The organism is Cryobacterium sp. Y29 (assembly GCF_002929825.1).
Lineage (GTDB): Bacteria > Actinomycetota > Actinomycetes > Actinomycetales > Microbacteriaceae > Cryobacterium.
The window spans coordinates 169889-184056 of sequence record NZ_PJJN01000037.1 but is presented as its reverse complement, the minus strand read 5'-3'; the positions used below and the strand labels follow the sequence as shown (position 1 = coordinate 184056).

The window sequence follows — 14168 nt, the reverse complement described above, 5'->3', positions numbered from 1 at the left end:
ACACACTTCCCCCGTGCCAGGTCGAAATGGAGGGGAATCAGGCCTCACGGCCTAGCCCGGTGTTATGACCAGCAACGAAATCCACACCCCGGTACTGCTCGAACGCTGCGTCGCGCTGCTCGCCCCGGCGCTCACAAAACCCGGCGCCGTTCTCGTCGACGCGACACTGGGCATGGGGGGCCACGCCGAGGCGATCCTGGCGCGTTTCCCGGAACTGACCCTGGTCGGACTAGACCGCGACACCGAAGCCCTCGCCATCGCCGAGGAACGCCTCAAGGCCTTCGCCGGCCGGGTGCACCTGGTGCACACCGTTTATGACGGCATCGGCGAAGCCCTCGATAGCCTCGGCATCAGTGAGGTTGCAGGCGTGCTCTTCGACCTTGGTGTCTCCAGCTTGCAGATCGATCGCGTCGAACGTGGTTTCTCCTATTCAAAAGATGCCCCGCTCGACATGCGCATGGACGGCACCGCTGGCCTGACCGCTGAGAGCATCCTCGCCGATTACAGCGAACGTGACCTCAAACGTATCTTCCAGGACTACGGCGAAGAGAAACTTTCCGCCCGCTACGCCAAGGCCATCGTCGAAGCCCGCGAAACGACTCCCTTCGTTCGGTCAGCGCAACTGGTCGACGTCATCACCAAGGCCACCCCGGTCGCCGTCCAGCGCCTCGGTCACCCCGCCAAGCGCGTGTTCCAGGCGCTGCGCATCGAGGTCAACTCGGAACTGGCCGCACTGGAACGGGCCATTCCGGCCGCGCTCGACCGCGTGCAAGTCGGCGGCCGCATCGTTGTCATGGCCTACCAGTCGCTCGAGGACCGCATCGTCAAGCGGGCCTTCGCCGCGGCATCCGGCTCGACAGCGCCCGCTGGCCTTCCAGTGGAACTTCCCGAACACAAACCACTCTTCACCCTTTTGCTGCGTGGCGCTGAACTGGCCTCCGACGAAGAAAAAGCACTCAACCCCCGCGCGACGCCGGTTCGACTGCGCGCCGCTGTTCGACTGAGAAGGGCCGCCGAATGAGCGACAACCTGGCACGCGTGTCATTTTCCAGCGAACGCGAACCCTACGAGGCGCCGGCACGGCGTGGGTTTCGTCTTGTCTCAGCGGCTCCGAACCGCCGCACGCGCCCGCGCATCTTCTACGCTCTCACCGCGGTGGCCGGCATGGCAGCCATCATCGTCGCCCAGCTGTTGCTCAGCGTGGGCATCTCCCAGGGTGCCTATGAAATCTCCAGCCTGCAGTCGAGCCAGTCCGAACTCGGCCGCACGGCCGCCAGTGTGAGTGAAGACCTCGTACGGGTATCCTCCCCGCAGAGCCTCGCCGCCAATGCCGAGGGCCTGGGTATGGTCAGCAATTCCAACCCCGTCTACCTCCGTCTGTCCGATGGCGCCGTTTTGGGCGCTCCAGCCTCAGCGTCGGGCTCGCAGGCCGGAGCGGCCAGCCTTGTTCCTAACTCCCTGTTGGCTGGCAGTACCCCGCTCTCTGCGCTTCCGAAGGCGACGGGGACGGGCGAAACCCTGGCGATCACGAGCGCACCGGTAGTTCCGGCGGGACTCGCGGCGCCCACTACCCGATAGTTTCCCCGAGTCGACAATGATGGGCAGATGAGCGTGCGCAACAGCAGTGCCCGACAGACCGGAGCCCGAACCAACCCGACCAATTCCCGGTCCAGCCGTCGACGCACTTTTTTCACCATCGTCGTGCTGTTCGCCGTGATCGGCGTGTTCCTGGTGCGGCTCGTTGATATCCAGGTGGTGCAGGCTGATTCGCTCACGGCGGACTCCGTGGGAAACCGCTCGGTTGGCCAGGTCGTCTATGGCTCGCGGGGTGAGATCGTCGACGCCAACGGCGTCGTGCTGGCGGGGACGGTCATGCGCTACAACATCACCATGTCCCCGGTGAACGCAACGCCTTTCAAACGCACGGTCGACGGCAAGAAGGTCGTAATCTCAGTGGCTGAGGCCGCCGCCGAAATCGGCGCGGCAACCGGTCAAACCGGTGACGCCATCCTGCTGACCATTGGGGCCGCCCTCGAGGCCAACGCCAAGGCGAATTTCGCCTATATCGCCCAGAAAGTCGATGTCGACGTGCTGCGCGCCGTGCAGGAACTGCACATTCCCTGGACCTATTCGGAGAACAGCCCGAGCCGGGTGTACCCGAACGGGGCCGTCGCCGGCAACATGCTCGGTTACCTGTCGGGGGAGGGCGTGCCGCAGGCCGGCCTCGAATCCGGACAGAACGCCTGCCTGGCCTCGACCAACGGCTCAGAAACCTACGAGAAGGGTGCCGACGGCGTGCGCATCCCCGGCAGCAGCGTCACGAGTACCGAGGCTGTCGATGGCGGCGACGTCATCACCACCATCGACTCCGATCTCAATTGGTTCGTGCAGCAGACCCTCGCCGCGCGGGCGCAGGAGACCGGGGCAGCGTGGGCGACCGCGGTCGTGCAGGACGTCAAGACCGGCAAGCTCCTTGCCGTGGCCGACTATCCCTCGGTCGACCCGAACAACGTCGGCGGCACCAAGAACCCGGAAGATCGCGGCTCCCGTGCCTTCACCCAGTCCTTCGAACCGGGCTCGACCTTCAAGGCGCTCACCATGGCATCCGTTCTCGACGCCGGGGCGGCCACCCTCGAGACCGGGATCGTCGCGCCCTACCGGTACCTGCCGGCCAACGGTGCCAACATCAACGACAGCCACGCGCACCCGGATCAGCGCATGACCCTCGCCGGCGTGCTGATTGACTCAAGCAACACCGGCATGTCCAAGTTCGGTGAGAAACTCACCGACCAGCAACGGTACGACCACATGAAAGCGTTCGGCGTTGGCACGCCCACTGAGACCGGCTTTCCCCGAGAAGATGGCGGCATTCTGCATCCGGTCGACGAGTGGGACAACCAGACCAGCTATGCAACGATGTTCGGGCAGGGTCTCACGACGACCGCGCTGCAGGTCGCGAGCATCTATCAGACCATTGCCAACGACGGCGTGCGCATGCCGGTGCAGCTGGTCGAGGGCTGCAGGCAGACCGACGGCACCATGGCCAACGTGCCAGACCAGGTCGGCACGCGGGTGCTGTCGGAGAAGGCAGCCCACGACACCAGCGACGTGCTCGAAATGGTGTATCAGAAAAGTTGGGTGCAGAGTAAATGGAACATTCCCGGCTATCGGGTCGCCGCCAAGACCGGAACCGCGCAGATGCCGGACGGCCAAGGTGGGTACTCCAACGGGTATCTGGTATCGGTGTCGGGCTACGCTCCGGCCGACGATCCGCAGTATGTCGTCTCGGTCAGCATCGCCGACCCTGTTAAACTGAATACGTCTGCCGCACCGGCTCCGGTCTTCCAGGAGATCATGAGTCAGGTGTTGAAAAAGTACCGGGCGGTTCCCTCAGGCGCGACTGCGCCTGACCTCCCTTCCACCTGGTAAGAAAGCGAGCCCTGCGTGTCTGAACTGGCGCCGTCGGCTCTCCGTCCCGAGCATCCCGTTCCGCGGTCGTTGTCGGGATTGGTTGCCGAATTTGATCTAGAACTGCGTGGAGACATCGACGGTCTCGAAGTCACCGGAGTGAGCTTGAGCTCGAGCTCGGTGCAACCCGGCGACCTCTATGTCGGCGTTCCCGGCGCGCACCTGCACGGCGCGACCTTCGCTGCTGCGGCCGCCGAGGCCGGGGCGGTGGCCATTTTGACCGACGAGGCCGGAGGGCTGCTCGCTGCAGCCAGCGGTCTGCCGGTTTTGGTCACACCGGATGCCCGCGCCGCGCTGGGCGCCGTCGCGGCCTGGATTTATCGCACCGATGACAATCCGGCGACCCTGTTCGCGGTCACCGGCACCAACGGCAAGACCAGCGTCGTCTACCTGTTGTTCGGCATTCTGAACCAACTCGGCGTCGTCTCCGGGCTCACCTCGACTGCTGAACGCCGCATCGGTGATCTAGCCGTCACGAGTTCCCTGACCACGCCCGAGGCCAGCGAACTGCACGCCTTGTTGGCCCGTATGAACGAGGCCGAGGTACGCGCCGTCGGCATTGAGGTTTCGGCGCAAGCCCTCAGTCGCTACCGGGTAGACGGCCTCGTCTTCGATATCGCGGCGTTCACCAACCTCAGCCACGACCACCTCGACGACTACCCGGCGATGGATGACTACTTCCAGGCGAAGCTGGAGCTGTTCCAGCCCGACCGGTCGCACCGAGGCGTCGTCACCGTCGACACCGAGTGGGGCCGTCGCCTCGCCGACGAATGCCGCATCCCTGTGACAACCATCAGCAACCTGGCCGACGTCGACGCCGACTGGCACATGAGCGTTATGGGGGAGTCCGCCACGCACACCGACTTCGTGCTCGAGGGCCGGGACGGCCGTCGCCTGCACACCCGGGTGCCGCTGCTCGGCTGGTACATGGCCGCCAACGCCGCGCTGGCCATCGTCATGCTCGTGGAAAGCGGCTTCGACCTCGGCGCCATCCAGCACACGCTGAACCGCGACGGTGGCATCGTCGCGTTCATCCCCGGCCGCGCGGAGCGCATCTCCGGTGATCGCGGTCCGCTGGTCTACATCGATTACGGGCACAGCCCCGATGCCTTCCTCAATACGCTCGCGGCCCTGCGTAAATTCACGCCGGGTAAACTCATCATGCTGTTCGGCGCCGACGGCGACCGCGACACCACCAAACGCGCCGATATGGGCCGGATCGCCGCCGAGGGCAGCGATATCGTGGTTGTGACCGACTTTCATCCGCGGTTTGAAGATGCCGCGAGCATCCGTGCTGTTTTGCTGAAAGCAGCGCGCCAAGCAGTGCCAGACGGCGAGTTCTATGAGGTTGCCAACCCACGTGCGGCATTCCGCACGGCGTTGTCACTCGCACACGAAGGAGACACCATTCTGTACGCCGGCCCAGGCCACGAGGACTACCACGAGGTACAAGGCGTGAAGCTGCCGTATTCGGCCAGGGATGATTCCCGCCAGGCGCTGCGCGACGCGGGGTGGCTGTAAATGATCGCCCTCTCCCTGGTCGATATCAGCCAGGTCGTCGACGGTGCGCTGCACCTCGCCGGCGCGTCCGCGCAAGCGGATCGGGTCAACGGATCGGTGCAGACCGATTCTCGCCTGGTCGAACCCGGCTCCATCTTCATCGCCAAGCCCGGAGCGGTCACCGACGGGCACCTGTTCGCGCCCGCCGCCGCAGCCTCGGGGGCCGCGCTGCTTATCGTGGAACGATTGCTCGACCTGCCGGTCACTCAGATCGTCGTGGCCGACGCCGTTGCAGCGCTCGGCGCCCTGGCCTCCTTCGTTGTCGCCAGGGTGCGCTCCGCCGGGACGCTCAAGATCGTTGCCGTCACCGGTTCCAATGGCAAAACCACGACCAAGAATTTGCTGCGCAGCATGTTCGAGCGGGTCGGGCCCACCGTCGCCCCGCACGGCTCTTTCAACAACCAGGTCGGGGCACCGATGACGATGCTCGAGGTCACCGACGACACCCGTTTTCTGGTGATCGAGATGGGCGCTAGCAGCGAGGGCGCCATCGCGAACCTCGTGCGCCTGGTGCGACCCGATGTCGGCATCGTGCTCACCATCGGCCTCGCCCATGCCGGTGAATTCGGCGATCTTGACGCCACCGTGCGGGCCAAGTCCGCGATGGTCACCGACCTACTTCCAACGGATGTCGCGGTGCTGAACGCCGACGACCCGCGTGTCGCGCAGATGGCCGCGATCACCCCGGCGCGCATTGTGCGGTTCGGCGAGTATGGCCAGGTGGACGTGCGCGCAAGCGACCTGCACTCCGGTCGCACGGGAACGACGTTCACCCTGCACCTCGCCGACGGGCAGAGCGCCCCGGTCGTGTTTCCGGTGCTCGGTGAGCATCACGTCATGAATGCCCTCGCTGCAGCGGCCGCCGCCGAGGTGCTCGGGGTGTCGCTGGGCGATATCGTCTCCGCGCTGCAAGCCACCACACGGGCCGAACGCTGGCGCATGGAGGTGCTGGGCGGTAAGGACAACGTCACGATCATCAATGACGCCTACAATGCGAGCCCCGACTCGATGAGCGCAGCGCTCAAGACGCTCGCTCAGATCGGCACTCCCGGCTGCCGAACCATCGCGGTTCTCGGCGAGATGGCCGAACTCGGCGAACTGGCCGGTGAAGAGCACGATCGCATCGGGCTACTCGCTGTGCGGCTGAACATCTCCCAGATGATAGTGGTGGGCCAGCGCGCCCGCCGTATGCACATCAGCACGATCAACGAGGGTTCGTGGGACGGCGAGTCGGTTTATGTCGACACGCCGGACGAAGCCTTCGAACTGGTGCGCAGCAGCGTGAATCCGGGGGACACCGTGCTCGTGAAGTCATCTAACTCAGCGGGTCTGCGATTTCTCGGCGATCGACTGGGGGACTTGTTCTCGTGAGAGTTCTTCTGCTGTCCGGAGCGTTTTCCCTTGCGTTCACCCTGTTTCTGACGCCGCTGTTCATTCGATTGTTCAAGAAGCTCGGCTGGGGCCAGTTCATTCGGGACGACGGCCCCAAGAGTCACCACGCCAAGCGCGGTACCGCCACCATGGGTGGAATCATCATCATTCTGGGCGTGCTGATCAGCTATTTCGCGGCCATGCTGATCGAGCAACGACCGTTCACCCCGTCACCGTTGCTCGTCTTGTTTATGATGGTAGGCCTCGGGCTCGTTGGTTTTCTCGACGACTTTTTGAAGACCCGCCACCAGCGCAGCCTGGGGCTCGGTGGCTGGTCCAAGGTTCTCGGGCAGGTCATCGTCGCTGGGGCTTTCGGTGTTCTGTCGTTGCAATTCGTCGACCGCAACGGCCAGACACCCGCTTCGACGAGCATTTCATTCATTCGTGACCTACCCCTCGACTTCATGAAACTGGGCACGTTCTTCGGCATCGCCGTGTTCCTGCTCTGGATCTGCTTGATCGTGGCCGCGACCTCGAACGGCGTCAACGTCGCTGACGGCCTCGATGGCCTCGCTACGGGGGCATCCACTTTTGCCATTGGGTCTTTTGTGGTGATCGGCTTCTGGCAGTCCAACCAGAGCTGCTTCGGGGGATCGGATGCCGCCGACCAATACAAGTGCTACCTCGGTCCCGATTCCTTTGACCTGGCCATCGTCGCGGCGACTATCGTCGGTGGCCTGATCGGTTTTCTCTGGTGGAATACCTCGCCGGCCAAAATCTTTCTGGGCGATACCGGTTCACTCGCCCTCGGAGGGGCGCTGGCTGCCCTTGCGATTCTCAGCCGCACCGAATTGCTCCTCGTTCTCATCGGCGGCCTGTTCGTGATGGAAGCCGGATCGGTGATCGTGCAGCGTGCGTACTTCAAAATCACCCACGGTAAACGCATCTTCCTGATGAGTCCGATCCATCACCACTTCGAGCTCAAGGGTTGGGCCGAAGTCACGGTCGTCGTGCGGTTCTGGATCATCGGTGGCCTGCTCGTCGCGGCCGGTGTCGGCTCGTTCTACCTCGAGTGGCTGTCGCGCTAATGGGTGATGCCAATATGTTTATAAACAACCGACTCGACAAACTCACCAGTTGGCACGCTGACTGGAACGGGCTGCGCGTGGCCGTGCTCGGACTCGGCGTGACCGGTTTCGCCGCCGCTGACACCCTCGCTGAACTCGGCGCGGACGTGCTCGTGCTGGCGTCAACCGGGCCCGACGAACGATTCGACCTGCTCACGGTGCTTGGAGTGCCGTTCGTGCAGGCTGACCTGCGGGAGGTGCCTGCAGAACTGGTAGCACAGAGGCCGGACGTGATCATCGTGTCGCCCGGCTTCCATCCCGATCACCCGCTGCTCACCTGGGCGGCGGAGAACCAGGTTCCCGTCTGGGGTGACATCGAACTCGCCTGGCGGCTGCGCGACAAGGTCGGCGTCCCCGCCGAGTGGATACTCGTCACCGGCACCAACGGCAAGACCACCACCGTGCAGCTCACCGCCACCATGCTCGCCGCCCACGGCAGCCGCGTCGCCCCCTGCGGCAACATCGGTGTGCCCGTGCTCGATGCCATTCGTGATCCCGCCGGCTGGGATGTGCTCGTCGTTGAACTGTCGAGCTACCAGCTGCACCACCTGCCGCAGAGCGGTCCGGGTGCCCTGGCACCTTGGGCAAGCCTCTGCCTCAATGTCGCTGACGACCACCTGGACTGGCATGGTTCGGCCGCCGCATACCGTGCGGCAAAAGCCAAGGTATACCTGAACACCGCGGTTGCCTGCGTTTACAACACAGCAGATGTCGCCACCCGGGAAATGGTTCAGGAAGCCGATGTGCAAGACGGTGCCCGGGCGATCGGTTTCGGCCTGGGCGTGCCAGGGCCGAGCGAATTGGGCATCGTCGACGGCATCGTCTGCGACCGGGCCTTCCTTCCGGACCGGTTCGAACGCGCCCTCGAACTGACCACTGTTCCCGACCTCGTCGCGGCCGGCCTCGGCGCCCCGCACGTGATCATGGACGTGCTCGCCGCGAGCGCGCTGGCCCGGTCGTACGGCGTGCTGCCGGCCACCATCCACACGGCACTGGAGACCTTCCATCTCGACGCGCACCGCATCGAGACCGTGGCCATCGGGGACGGCGTGGAATGGGTCGACGATTCCAAGGCGACTAATCCGCATGCCGCCGATGCCTCCCTGGCCGCCTATGAGTCGGTCGTCTGGCTCGTCGGCGGGCTGCTCAAGGGGATCGACATCGATCAGCTCGTGCACAAGCACGTGGGGCGCCTGCGCGGCGCGATCATCATCGGCGTCGATCGCCTGGCATTACGCCAGGCATTCGCGCGACACGCCCCCGACCTGACCGTGTTCGAGATCGACCCGGACGACACTGTATCGAACGGGAGCGAACAGGTGATGACGGTGGCAGTGCGGCTCGCTGCCGGAATCGCCAGGGCCGGGGATACGGTGCTGCTTGCACCGGCTGCCGCGTCGATGGACCAGTTCGAGAGTTATGTCGAACGCGGCCGGCTTTTCAATCAGGCAGTACACGATCTTCTAGGCAGGTGACGCGGATGGTACAGGTGCCGCGCAACCCCGCATCCCGCACCACGTCACGCCCCACCACCCGTACAGTGCCAGCTTTCGGGCGCCCGACGCTGGCATCCGCCCAGCCGACAAAGCCGGAAACGCCGGGCGGACCCCAGGTTCGCATCAACCTCGGTCGGGTGTTCAAAGCTGAGGGTGGCAACTACTTTCTACTGCTGGGCACCACCCTGTTTCTGGTCATCTTCGGCCTCATCATGGTGCTGTCGTCGTCGTCGGTCGACTCCTTTCTGGCTGACATGGGTTTCTTCGGCGGGCTGCTCCGTCAGGGGATGTTCGCACTGATCGGCATTCCACTCATGCTCGTCGTCAGCCGGCTGCCGCTCGCGTTCTGGCGGCGCGTGGCCTGGCCGTCGCTGTTGATCACCTGTTTCTTTCAATTTCTGGTGGTGGCCACCGGACTCGGCCGCGGCACCGGAGGCAACACCAACTGGCTGAACATCTTCGGCATCCAGTTCCAGCCATCCGAGGGCATCAAGGTGGCACTGGTCATCTGGCTCGGCATGATCCTGTCGAAAAAACAACACCAGCTCGACGACTGGAAGCACGTGTTCATTCCCGTGTTCGGGGTCGGTGGCGGGGCGGTGTTGCTCGTCATGATGGGCGGTGACCTCGGAACGGCCATGATCATGGCCGGCATACTTTTCGGTGCACTGTTCTTCGCTGGCGTCAAACTGCGGCTGCTCGCCGTGCCGCTTTTGATCGGTGTCGGTGGCGCTATCGTGTTGGCCATTGTGAGCCCCAACCGCATGACCCGCATCACGAGCTTTCTCAACGAGAGCTGTACGCAGCTGATCGGGGAGATCTCCAGCAGCTGCTGGCAGCCTCTGCACGGCACCTGGGCGCTGGCCAACGGTGGAATCCTCGGCGTGGGCCTCGGCAACTCCAAGGCCAAATGGTCGTGGCTGCCGGCGGCCGACAACGACTATATCTTCGCCATCATCGGCGAGGAGCTCGGCCTGATCGGCTGCATCGTCGTGCTGGGCATGTTCATTCTGTTGGCCTTCGCCTTCCTCCGCATCATGCGTTCGGTCAGGACCGTGCAGGCCAAGGTCTCCACCGCCGCCGCCATGGTCTGGATTATCGGCCAGGCCTTCGTCAATATCGGCGTGGTGCTGGGAGTATTCCCCGTGTTGGGCGTACCGCTGCCGCTCATCTCGGCCGGTGGCACAGCCCTGCTCACGACCCTCGTGGCGATCGGCATCGTGCTCTCTTTCGCGCGTGGCGACCGCTCGAGCGAAGCACAGAACGATTTCCACGACATCGACTCCAACGAGGCTTACCGGGCATGACCACGTACCTTCTGGCGGGCGGCGGAACCGCCGGCCACGTCAACCCCCTACTCGCCGTCGCCGACCGCATCCGCGCCAGTGAAGCGGATGCCACGGTGCTGGTCCTCGGCACCGCTGAAGGCCTCGAATCCCGCCTGGTTCCGGCCCGCGGCTACGAACTCATCGTCGTTCCCCGGGTGCCGTTTCCACGCCGCCCGAATCGGGCCGCCATGCGTTTCCTGCCGCGATTCAACGCGGCCGTGCGAACGGTGACCGACGTGATCCGTTCGCGCCGGGTCGACGTGGTTGTCGGCTTCGGGGGTTACGTTTCGACACCGGCATACCTCGCTGCCCGGCGTGCCGGCGTGCCGATCGTTATTCACGAGGCCAACGCCAGGCCGGGACTGGCCAACAAGCTGGGGGCGCGCCTGACCCGGCACGTCGGCGTCGCGTTCGCCGGCACCCCGATTCGGCATGCCCGGTTCGTGGGCATGCCGCTGAGACCGGAGATTGAACGACTCGACCGGACGAAGGCCCGCCCCGACGCTCTTGCGTTCTTCGGTCTCGTACAAGAACGCCCCGTGCTGCTCGTCACCGGCGGGTCACTCGGTGCCCGCAAGCTCAACGCCACCATGGTCGCTGCGGCGCGGGACCTCGTCGCAGCGGGCTGGCAAGTACTGCACATTACCGGGTCGAAGGCCGAGGTCACCGACCCACAGCTGCCGAACTACCACTTGGTCGGGTACTGCGACCGCATGGATCTCGCCCTTGCGGCGGCTGATTTCGCGGTAACCCGGGCGGGAGCTGCCACCGTGAGCGAATTGTGTGCGCTCGGGATCCCGGCCGTGTACGTGCCTTACCCAGTTGGCAATGGCGAACAGCGGTTCAACGCTGAGCCGGTGCTGGCGGCCGGTGGGGGCATTGTGATCGATGATAAGGACTTCGTGCCGGCTTTTGTTCAGGCTGAGCTGGTGACCCTGTTGGGCGACCGGGCGCGGCTGGCGGCGATGGCGCGCGGGGCGGCATCCGTGGGCGCGCTCGACGGAACGATCCAGATGCTCGACCTGATTCACGAAGCGCTCACGACCTGAACGTCGGTGGGCACGCGTAACGTAGTGCCCGCACAAACTGTTTTTTTAGCTTCAATCGAGAAGAGCGCACCACGGTGATCAAACCAGACCTCAACCTGACTATTCCCGACACGCTCGGAAGTGTGCACTTTGTGGGCATCGGTGGATCCGGCATGAGTGGCATCGCTCGGCTGTTTCTGGATCGGGGCTATACGGTCACCGGGTCGGACGCGAAGGATTCATCGAACATGCAGGCCCTGCGTGAACTCGGTGCAACCGTGTACATCGGGCATGATGCCGCCAACGTCGGAACCGCCGATTCCCTCGTCGTCACCGGCGCCCTCTGGCAAGACAACCCCGAATACGTGCTCGCAAATGAACGCGGCCTGCCGGTGCTGCACCGCGCCCAGGCCCTGGCCTGGCTCATCCGCCAGCACCGCCTGGTATCGGTCGCCGGCGCACACGGCAAGACCACCTCCACCGGCATGATCGTCACCGGCCTGCTCGGCCTCGGCCAGGACCCCAGCTTCGTCAACGGGGGCGTGATCGAATCGCTCGGGGTGAGCTCCGCGAGCGGCGCCGATGACCTGTTCGTGGTCGAAGCCGACGAATCCGACGGTTCTTTTCTGCTTTACCACACGGCGGTCGCCCTGATTACGAACGTCGACCCAGACCACCTCGACCACTACGGCTCGCTCGAAGCTTTTGAGGCCGCCTTCGTCGAATTCAGCCGCGCTGCCAGCGAACTGGTCGTCATCTCCTCCGATGACGTCGGTGCGGTGAGGGTCACCGCGGCGGTCACGGCCGGCCTGAATAAAGCGGATGCCGCCGCTCGTGTCGTCACGTTCGGCGAGCACCGCGATTCCACAGTGCGCGTGCATTCCATTACTACTGTCGGGCCGGTTAGTTTCAGTGTCGCCTGGGAGGGAGCGGATTACAGCGCCACCCTGCGCATCCCGGGCAAACACAACGCCATCAATGCCGCCGGCGCCTTCGCCGTGCTGGTCGGCCTCGGTTTCGACCCCGCCGCCAGCCTCGACGCGATCGCCGGCTTCGGCGGCACCCAGCGCCGGTTCGAACTGCACGGCACGGTCGGCGGCGTCAGCGTCTACGACGACTATGCCCACCACCCGACCGAGGTCGCCGCCGCTCTCGCCGCGGCCCGTACGGTGGTCGGTGAAGGCCGCATCATCGCGGTGCACCAGCCGCACCTGTACAGCCGCACCCGCTTGTTCGCGCAGGAATTCGCCGAGACCCTCGAGACCTTCGCCGACCAGACCATCGTGCTTGGCGTCTACGGCGCCCGCGAAGATCCAGAACCCGGTGTCACCGGCGCGCTCGTCTCTGACCGGTTCCGCGACCCGTCGCACGTCGCGTACGTGCCCGACTGGCAGGATGCTGCCGACTACCTCGCCGGTATCGCCCGCGACGGTGACTTCGTCGTGACCCTCGGCTGCGGAGACGTCAACCGCATCGTGCCCCAGCTGCTCGCCGCGCTCGAAAAAGTACGCGGATGAGGCGGCGGTGAGGCGACCGGCCAGCTTCGATCGGGCGGGCGAGCAGACTCCCGAGTCGGCTCGCCCGACCGCTCCTGCCTCGAAGCGGCGTGCGGACTCGCCCCGGGCGAAACCAACGCCCACGCCGCCCGCAGACACTCACGTGGCTTCAGCGCCGTCACGGGTGCCCAGGAAGCAACCTCCCTCGTCGACAGCGCACAAGGGTGCGCGCGCCGCGAGTGGCGCTGCACACAAGAGCGCACCAAAACCGTTCACTGCGTCCGACACGACGACGGAACCGATCGTTCTCGCCGGGGGACGGGCATCCGCTTCGCTGAGCACAGCCGCGCCCGTGTCGGTTCGGACGCCGACTGCGCCGGCGGCTTCGGTCAAGGCAGAGGGGGTCCAGGAGCCCTCCGGCGATACTGCGGGTGCCCGCGCGGCCCGGTCGTTGCTGCGGGCGGCCCAGCGCGCCCGCAAACGGTTCGAACGGGCCGAAGTGCGGCGGTTCACCGGGCGCACGCGTCGTCGACGCACTGCGTGGATTCTCGGTGTCGGTTCGGTTCTTCTTGCCTTCACGCTCATCATCGGTGCCGCCTACTCACCCCTGATGGCTCTGCGCACGATAGAGGTCGTCGGGACGAGCCGCATTCCGGCAGGGGAGGTGTCGGCAGCGCTTTCCGAGGAGATCGGAACCCCGCTGCCCCTGATCGACAGCAACCTGATCAAGCGTGAGTTGTCACAGTTCGCCTTGATTCAGAGCTACGTCACCGAGAGTCGCCCGCCGGGCACCCTCGTGGTGCGCATCGTCGAACGGGTACCGGTGGGTGTGCTCGCCGGTCCGACCGGATTCGACCTGGTCGACGCCGCCGGGGTGGTCATTGACACGACGCCGGAGCGCACGGCAGGCTACCCGCTCATTGACGCGCCGGACGGAATCACCAGCGCCGGATTCAAGGCCGCCGCCGCGGTTCTCGCAGCCCTGCCCGAAAGCATCCGTACCCAGTTGGACGCGGTGACTGCCGTGAGCACCGACGATGTCACCTTGAGCCTTCTCGGTGGTGAGCGGGTGGTCTGGGGCAGCCCGGAAAAATCCGAGTATAAAGCCATCGTGCTCGCCGCCCTGCTGATCGGCCACCCCGCCGGCACGGCCAATGAGTACGACGTGTCGTCGCCCGACAGTGCGGTGTTGCGCTAGATCGCAACGGATTCTGCCCGTTCTTCGCGACACGCGGGCGAGCCTCCCCAGTGACGCGTCGCGCGCGCATACTTTCGTAAACAGGAATTGCATACT

General features: G+C 65.0%; 11 protein-coding genes. All 11 read left to right on the top strand.

The genetic code is table 11. The annotated features are described in order from the left end of the window. Nucleotides 1-64: 64 nt before the first annotated feature. The 11 genes from rsmH to CXY74_RS15800 all read left to right on the top strand — a co-directional run bounded on the left by rsmH (nucleotide 65) and on the right by CXY74_RS15800 (nucleotide 14072). Complete coding sequence (gene rsmH / locus CXY74_RS15855) at nucleotides 65-1021, top strand: 16S rRNA (cytosine(1402)-N(4))-methyltransferase RsmH (protein ID WP_104201317.1); 957 nt, start codon at nucleotides 65-67, stop codon at nucleotides 1019-1021. Then, on the top strand, nucleotides 1018-1578 hold the full coding sequence (locus CXY74_RS15850) for a hypothetical protein (protein ID WP_104201316.1): 561 nt from the start codon (nucleotides 1018-1020) through the stop codon (nucleotides 1576-1578). Before rsmH ends, CXY74_RS15850 begins: the two co-directional genes overlap by 4 nt. Nucleotides 1579-1605: 27 nt before the next feature. Then, a complete protein-coding gene (locus CXY74_RS15845; RefSeq protein WP_104201315.1) occupies nucleotides 1606-3429 on the top strand; it encodes a penicillin-binding protein 2 in 1824 nt (607 codons plus the stop codon). 15 nt (nucleotides 3430-3444) lie between these two features. Then, on the top strand, nucleotides 3445-4989 hold the full coding sequence (locus CXY74_RS15840) for a Mur ligase family protein (RefSeq protein ID WP_104201314.1): 1545 nt from the start codon (nucleotides 3445-3447) through the stop codon (nucleotides 4987-4989). Then, nucleotides 4990-6399 carry a UDP-N-acetylmuramoyl-tripeptide--D-alanyl-D-alanine ligase gene (murF, locus tag CXY74_RS15835; RefSeq protein WP_104201313.1) on the top strand — a complete coding sequence of 470 codons (1410 nt, stop codon included), beginning with the start codon at nucleotides 4990-4992 and terminating at the stop codon, nucleotides 6397-6399. It begins immediately after the preceding gene. Beyond that, the gene (mraY, locus tag CXY74_RS15830) at nucleotides 6396-7487 is read left to right on the top strand and encodes a phospho-N-acetylmuramoyl-pentapeptide-transferase (protein WP_104201312.1); all 1092 of its coding nucleotides are present in this window, start codon (nucleotides 6396-6398) and stop codon (nucleotides 7485-7487) included. Before murF ends, mraY begins: the two co-directional genes overlap by 4 nt. Continuing rightward, nucleotides 7487-9001, top strand: coding sequence for a UDP-N-acetylmuramoyl-L-alanine--D-glutamate ligase (gene murD, locus CXY74_RS15825; RefSeq protein ID WP_104201311.1), 1515 nt, complete (start codon nucleotides 7487-7489; stop codon nucleotides 8999-9001). The genes mraY and murD overlap by 1 nt, the downstream gene beginning before the upstream one ends. Before the next feature lie 5 nt (nucleotides 9002-9006). Next, nucleotides 9007-10329, top strand: coding sequence for a putative lipid II flippase FtsW (ftsW, locus tag CXY74_RS15820; protein ID WP_104201310.1), 1323 nt, complete (start codon nucleotides 9007-9009; stop codon nucleotides 10327-10329). Then, nucleotides 10326-11399 carry a glycosyltransferase gene (locus CXY74_RS15815; protein ID WP_104201309.1) on the top strand — a complete coding sequence of 358 codons (1074 nt, stop codon included), beginning with the start codon at nucleotides 10326-10328 and terminating at the stop codon, nucleotides 11397-11399. Before ftsW ends, CXY74_RS15815 begins: the two co-directional genes overlap by 4 nt. Before the next feature lie 74 nt (nucleotides 11400-11473). After that, on the top strand, nucleotides 11474-12895 hold the full coding sequence (gene murC, locus CXY74_RS15810; RefSeq protein WP_104201308.1) for a UDP-N-acetylmuramate--L-alanine ligase: 1422 nt from the start codon (nucleotides 11474-11476) through the stop codon (nucleotides 12893-12895). A 142-nt stretch (nucleotides 12896-13037) separates the two neighbouring features. Then, nucleotides 13038-14072 (top strand): FtsQ-type POTRA domain-containing protein, encoded by a 1035-nt coding sequence (locus CXY74_RS15800; protein ID WP_146070173.1) that lies wholly within the window; start codon nucleotides 13038-13040, stop codon nucleotides 14070-14072. Nucleotides 14073-14168: the final 96 nt, after the last annotated feature.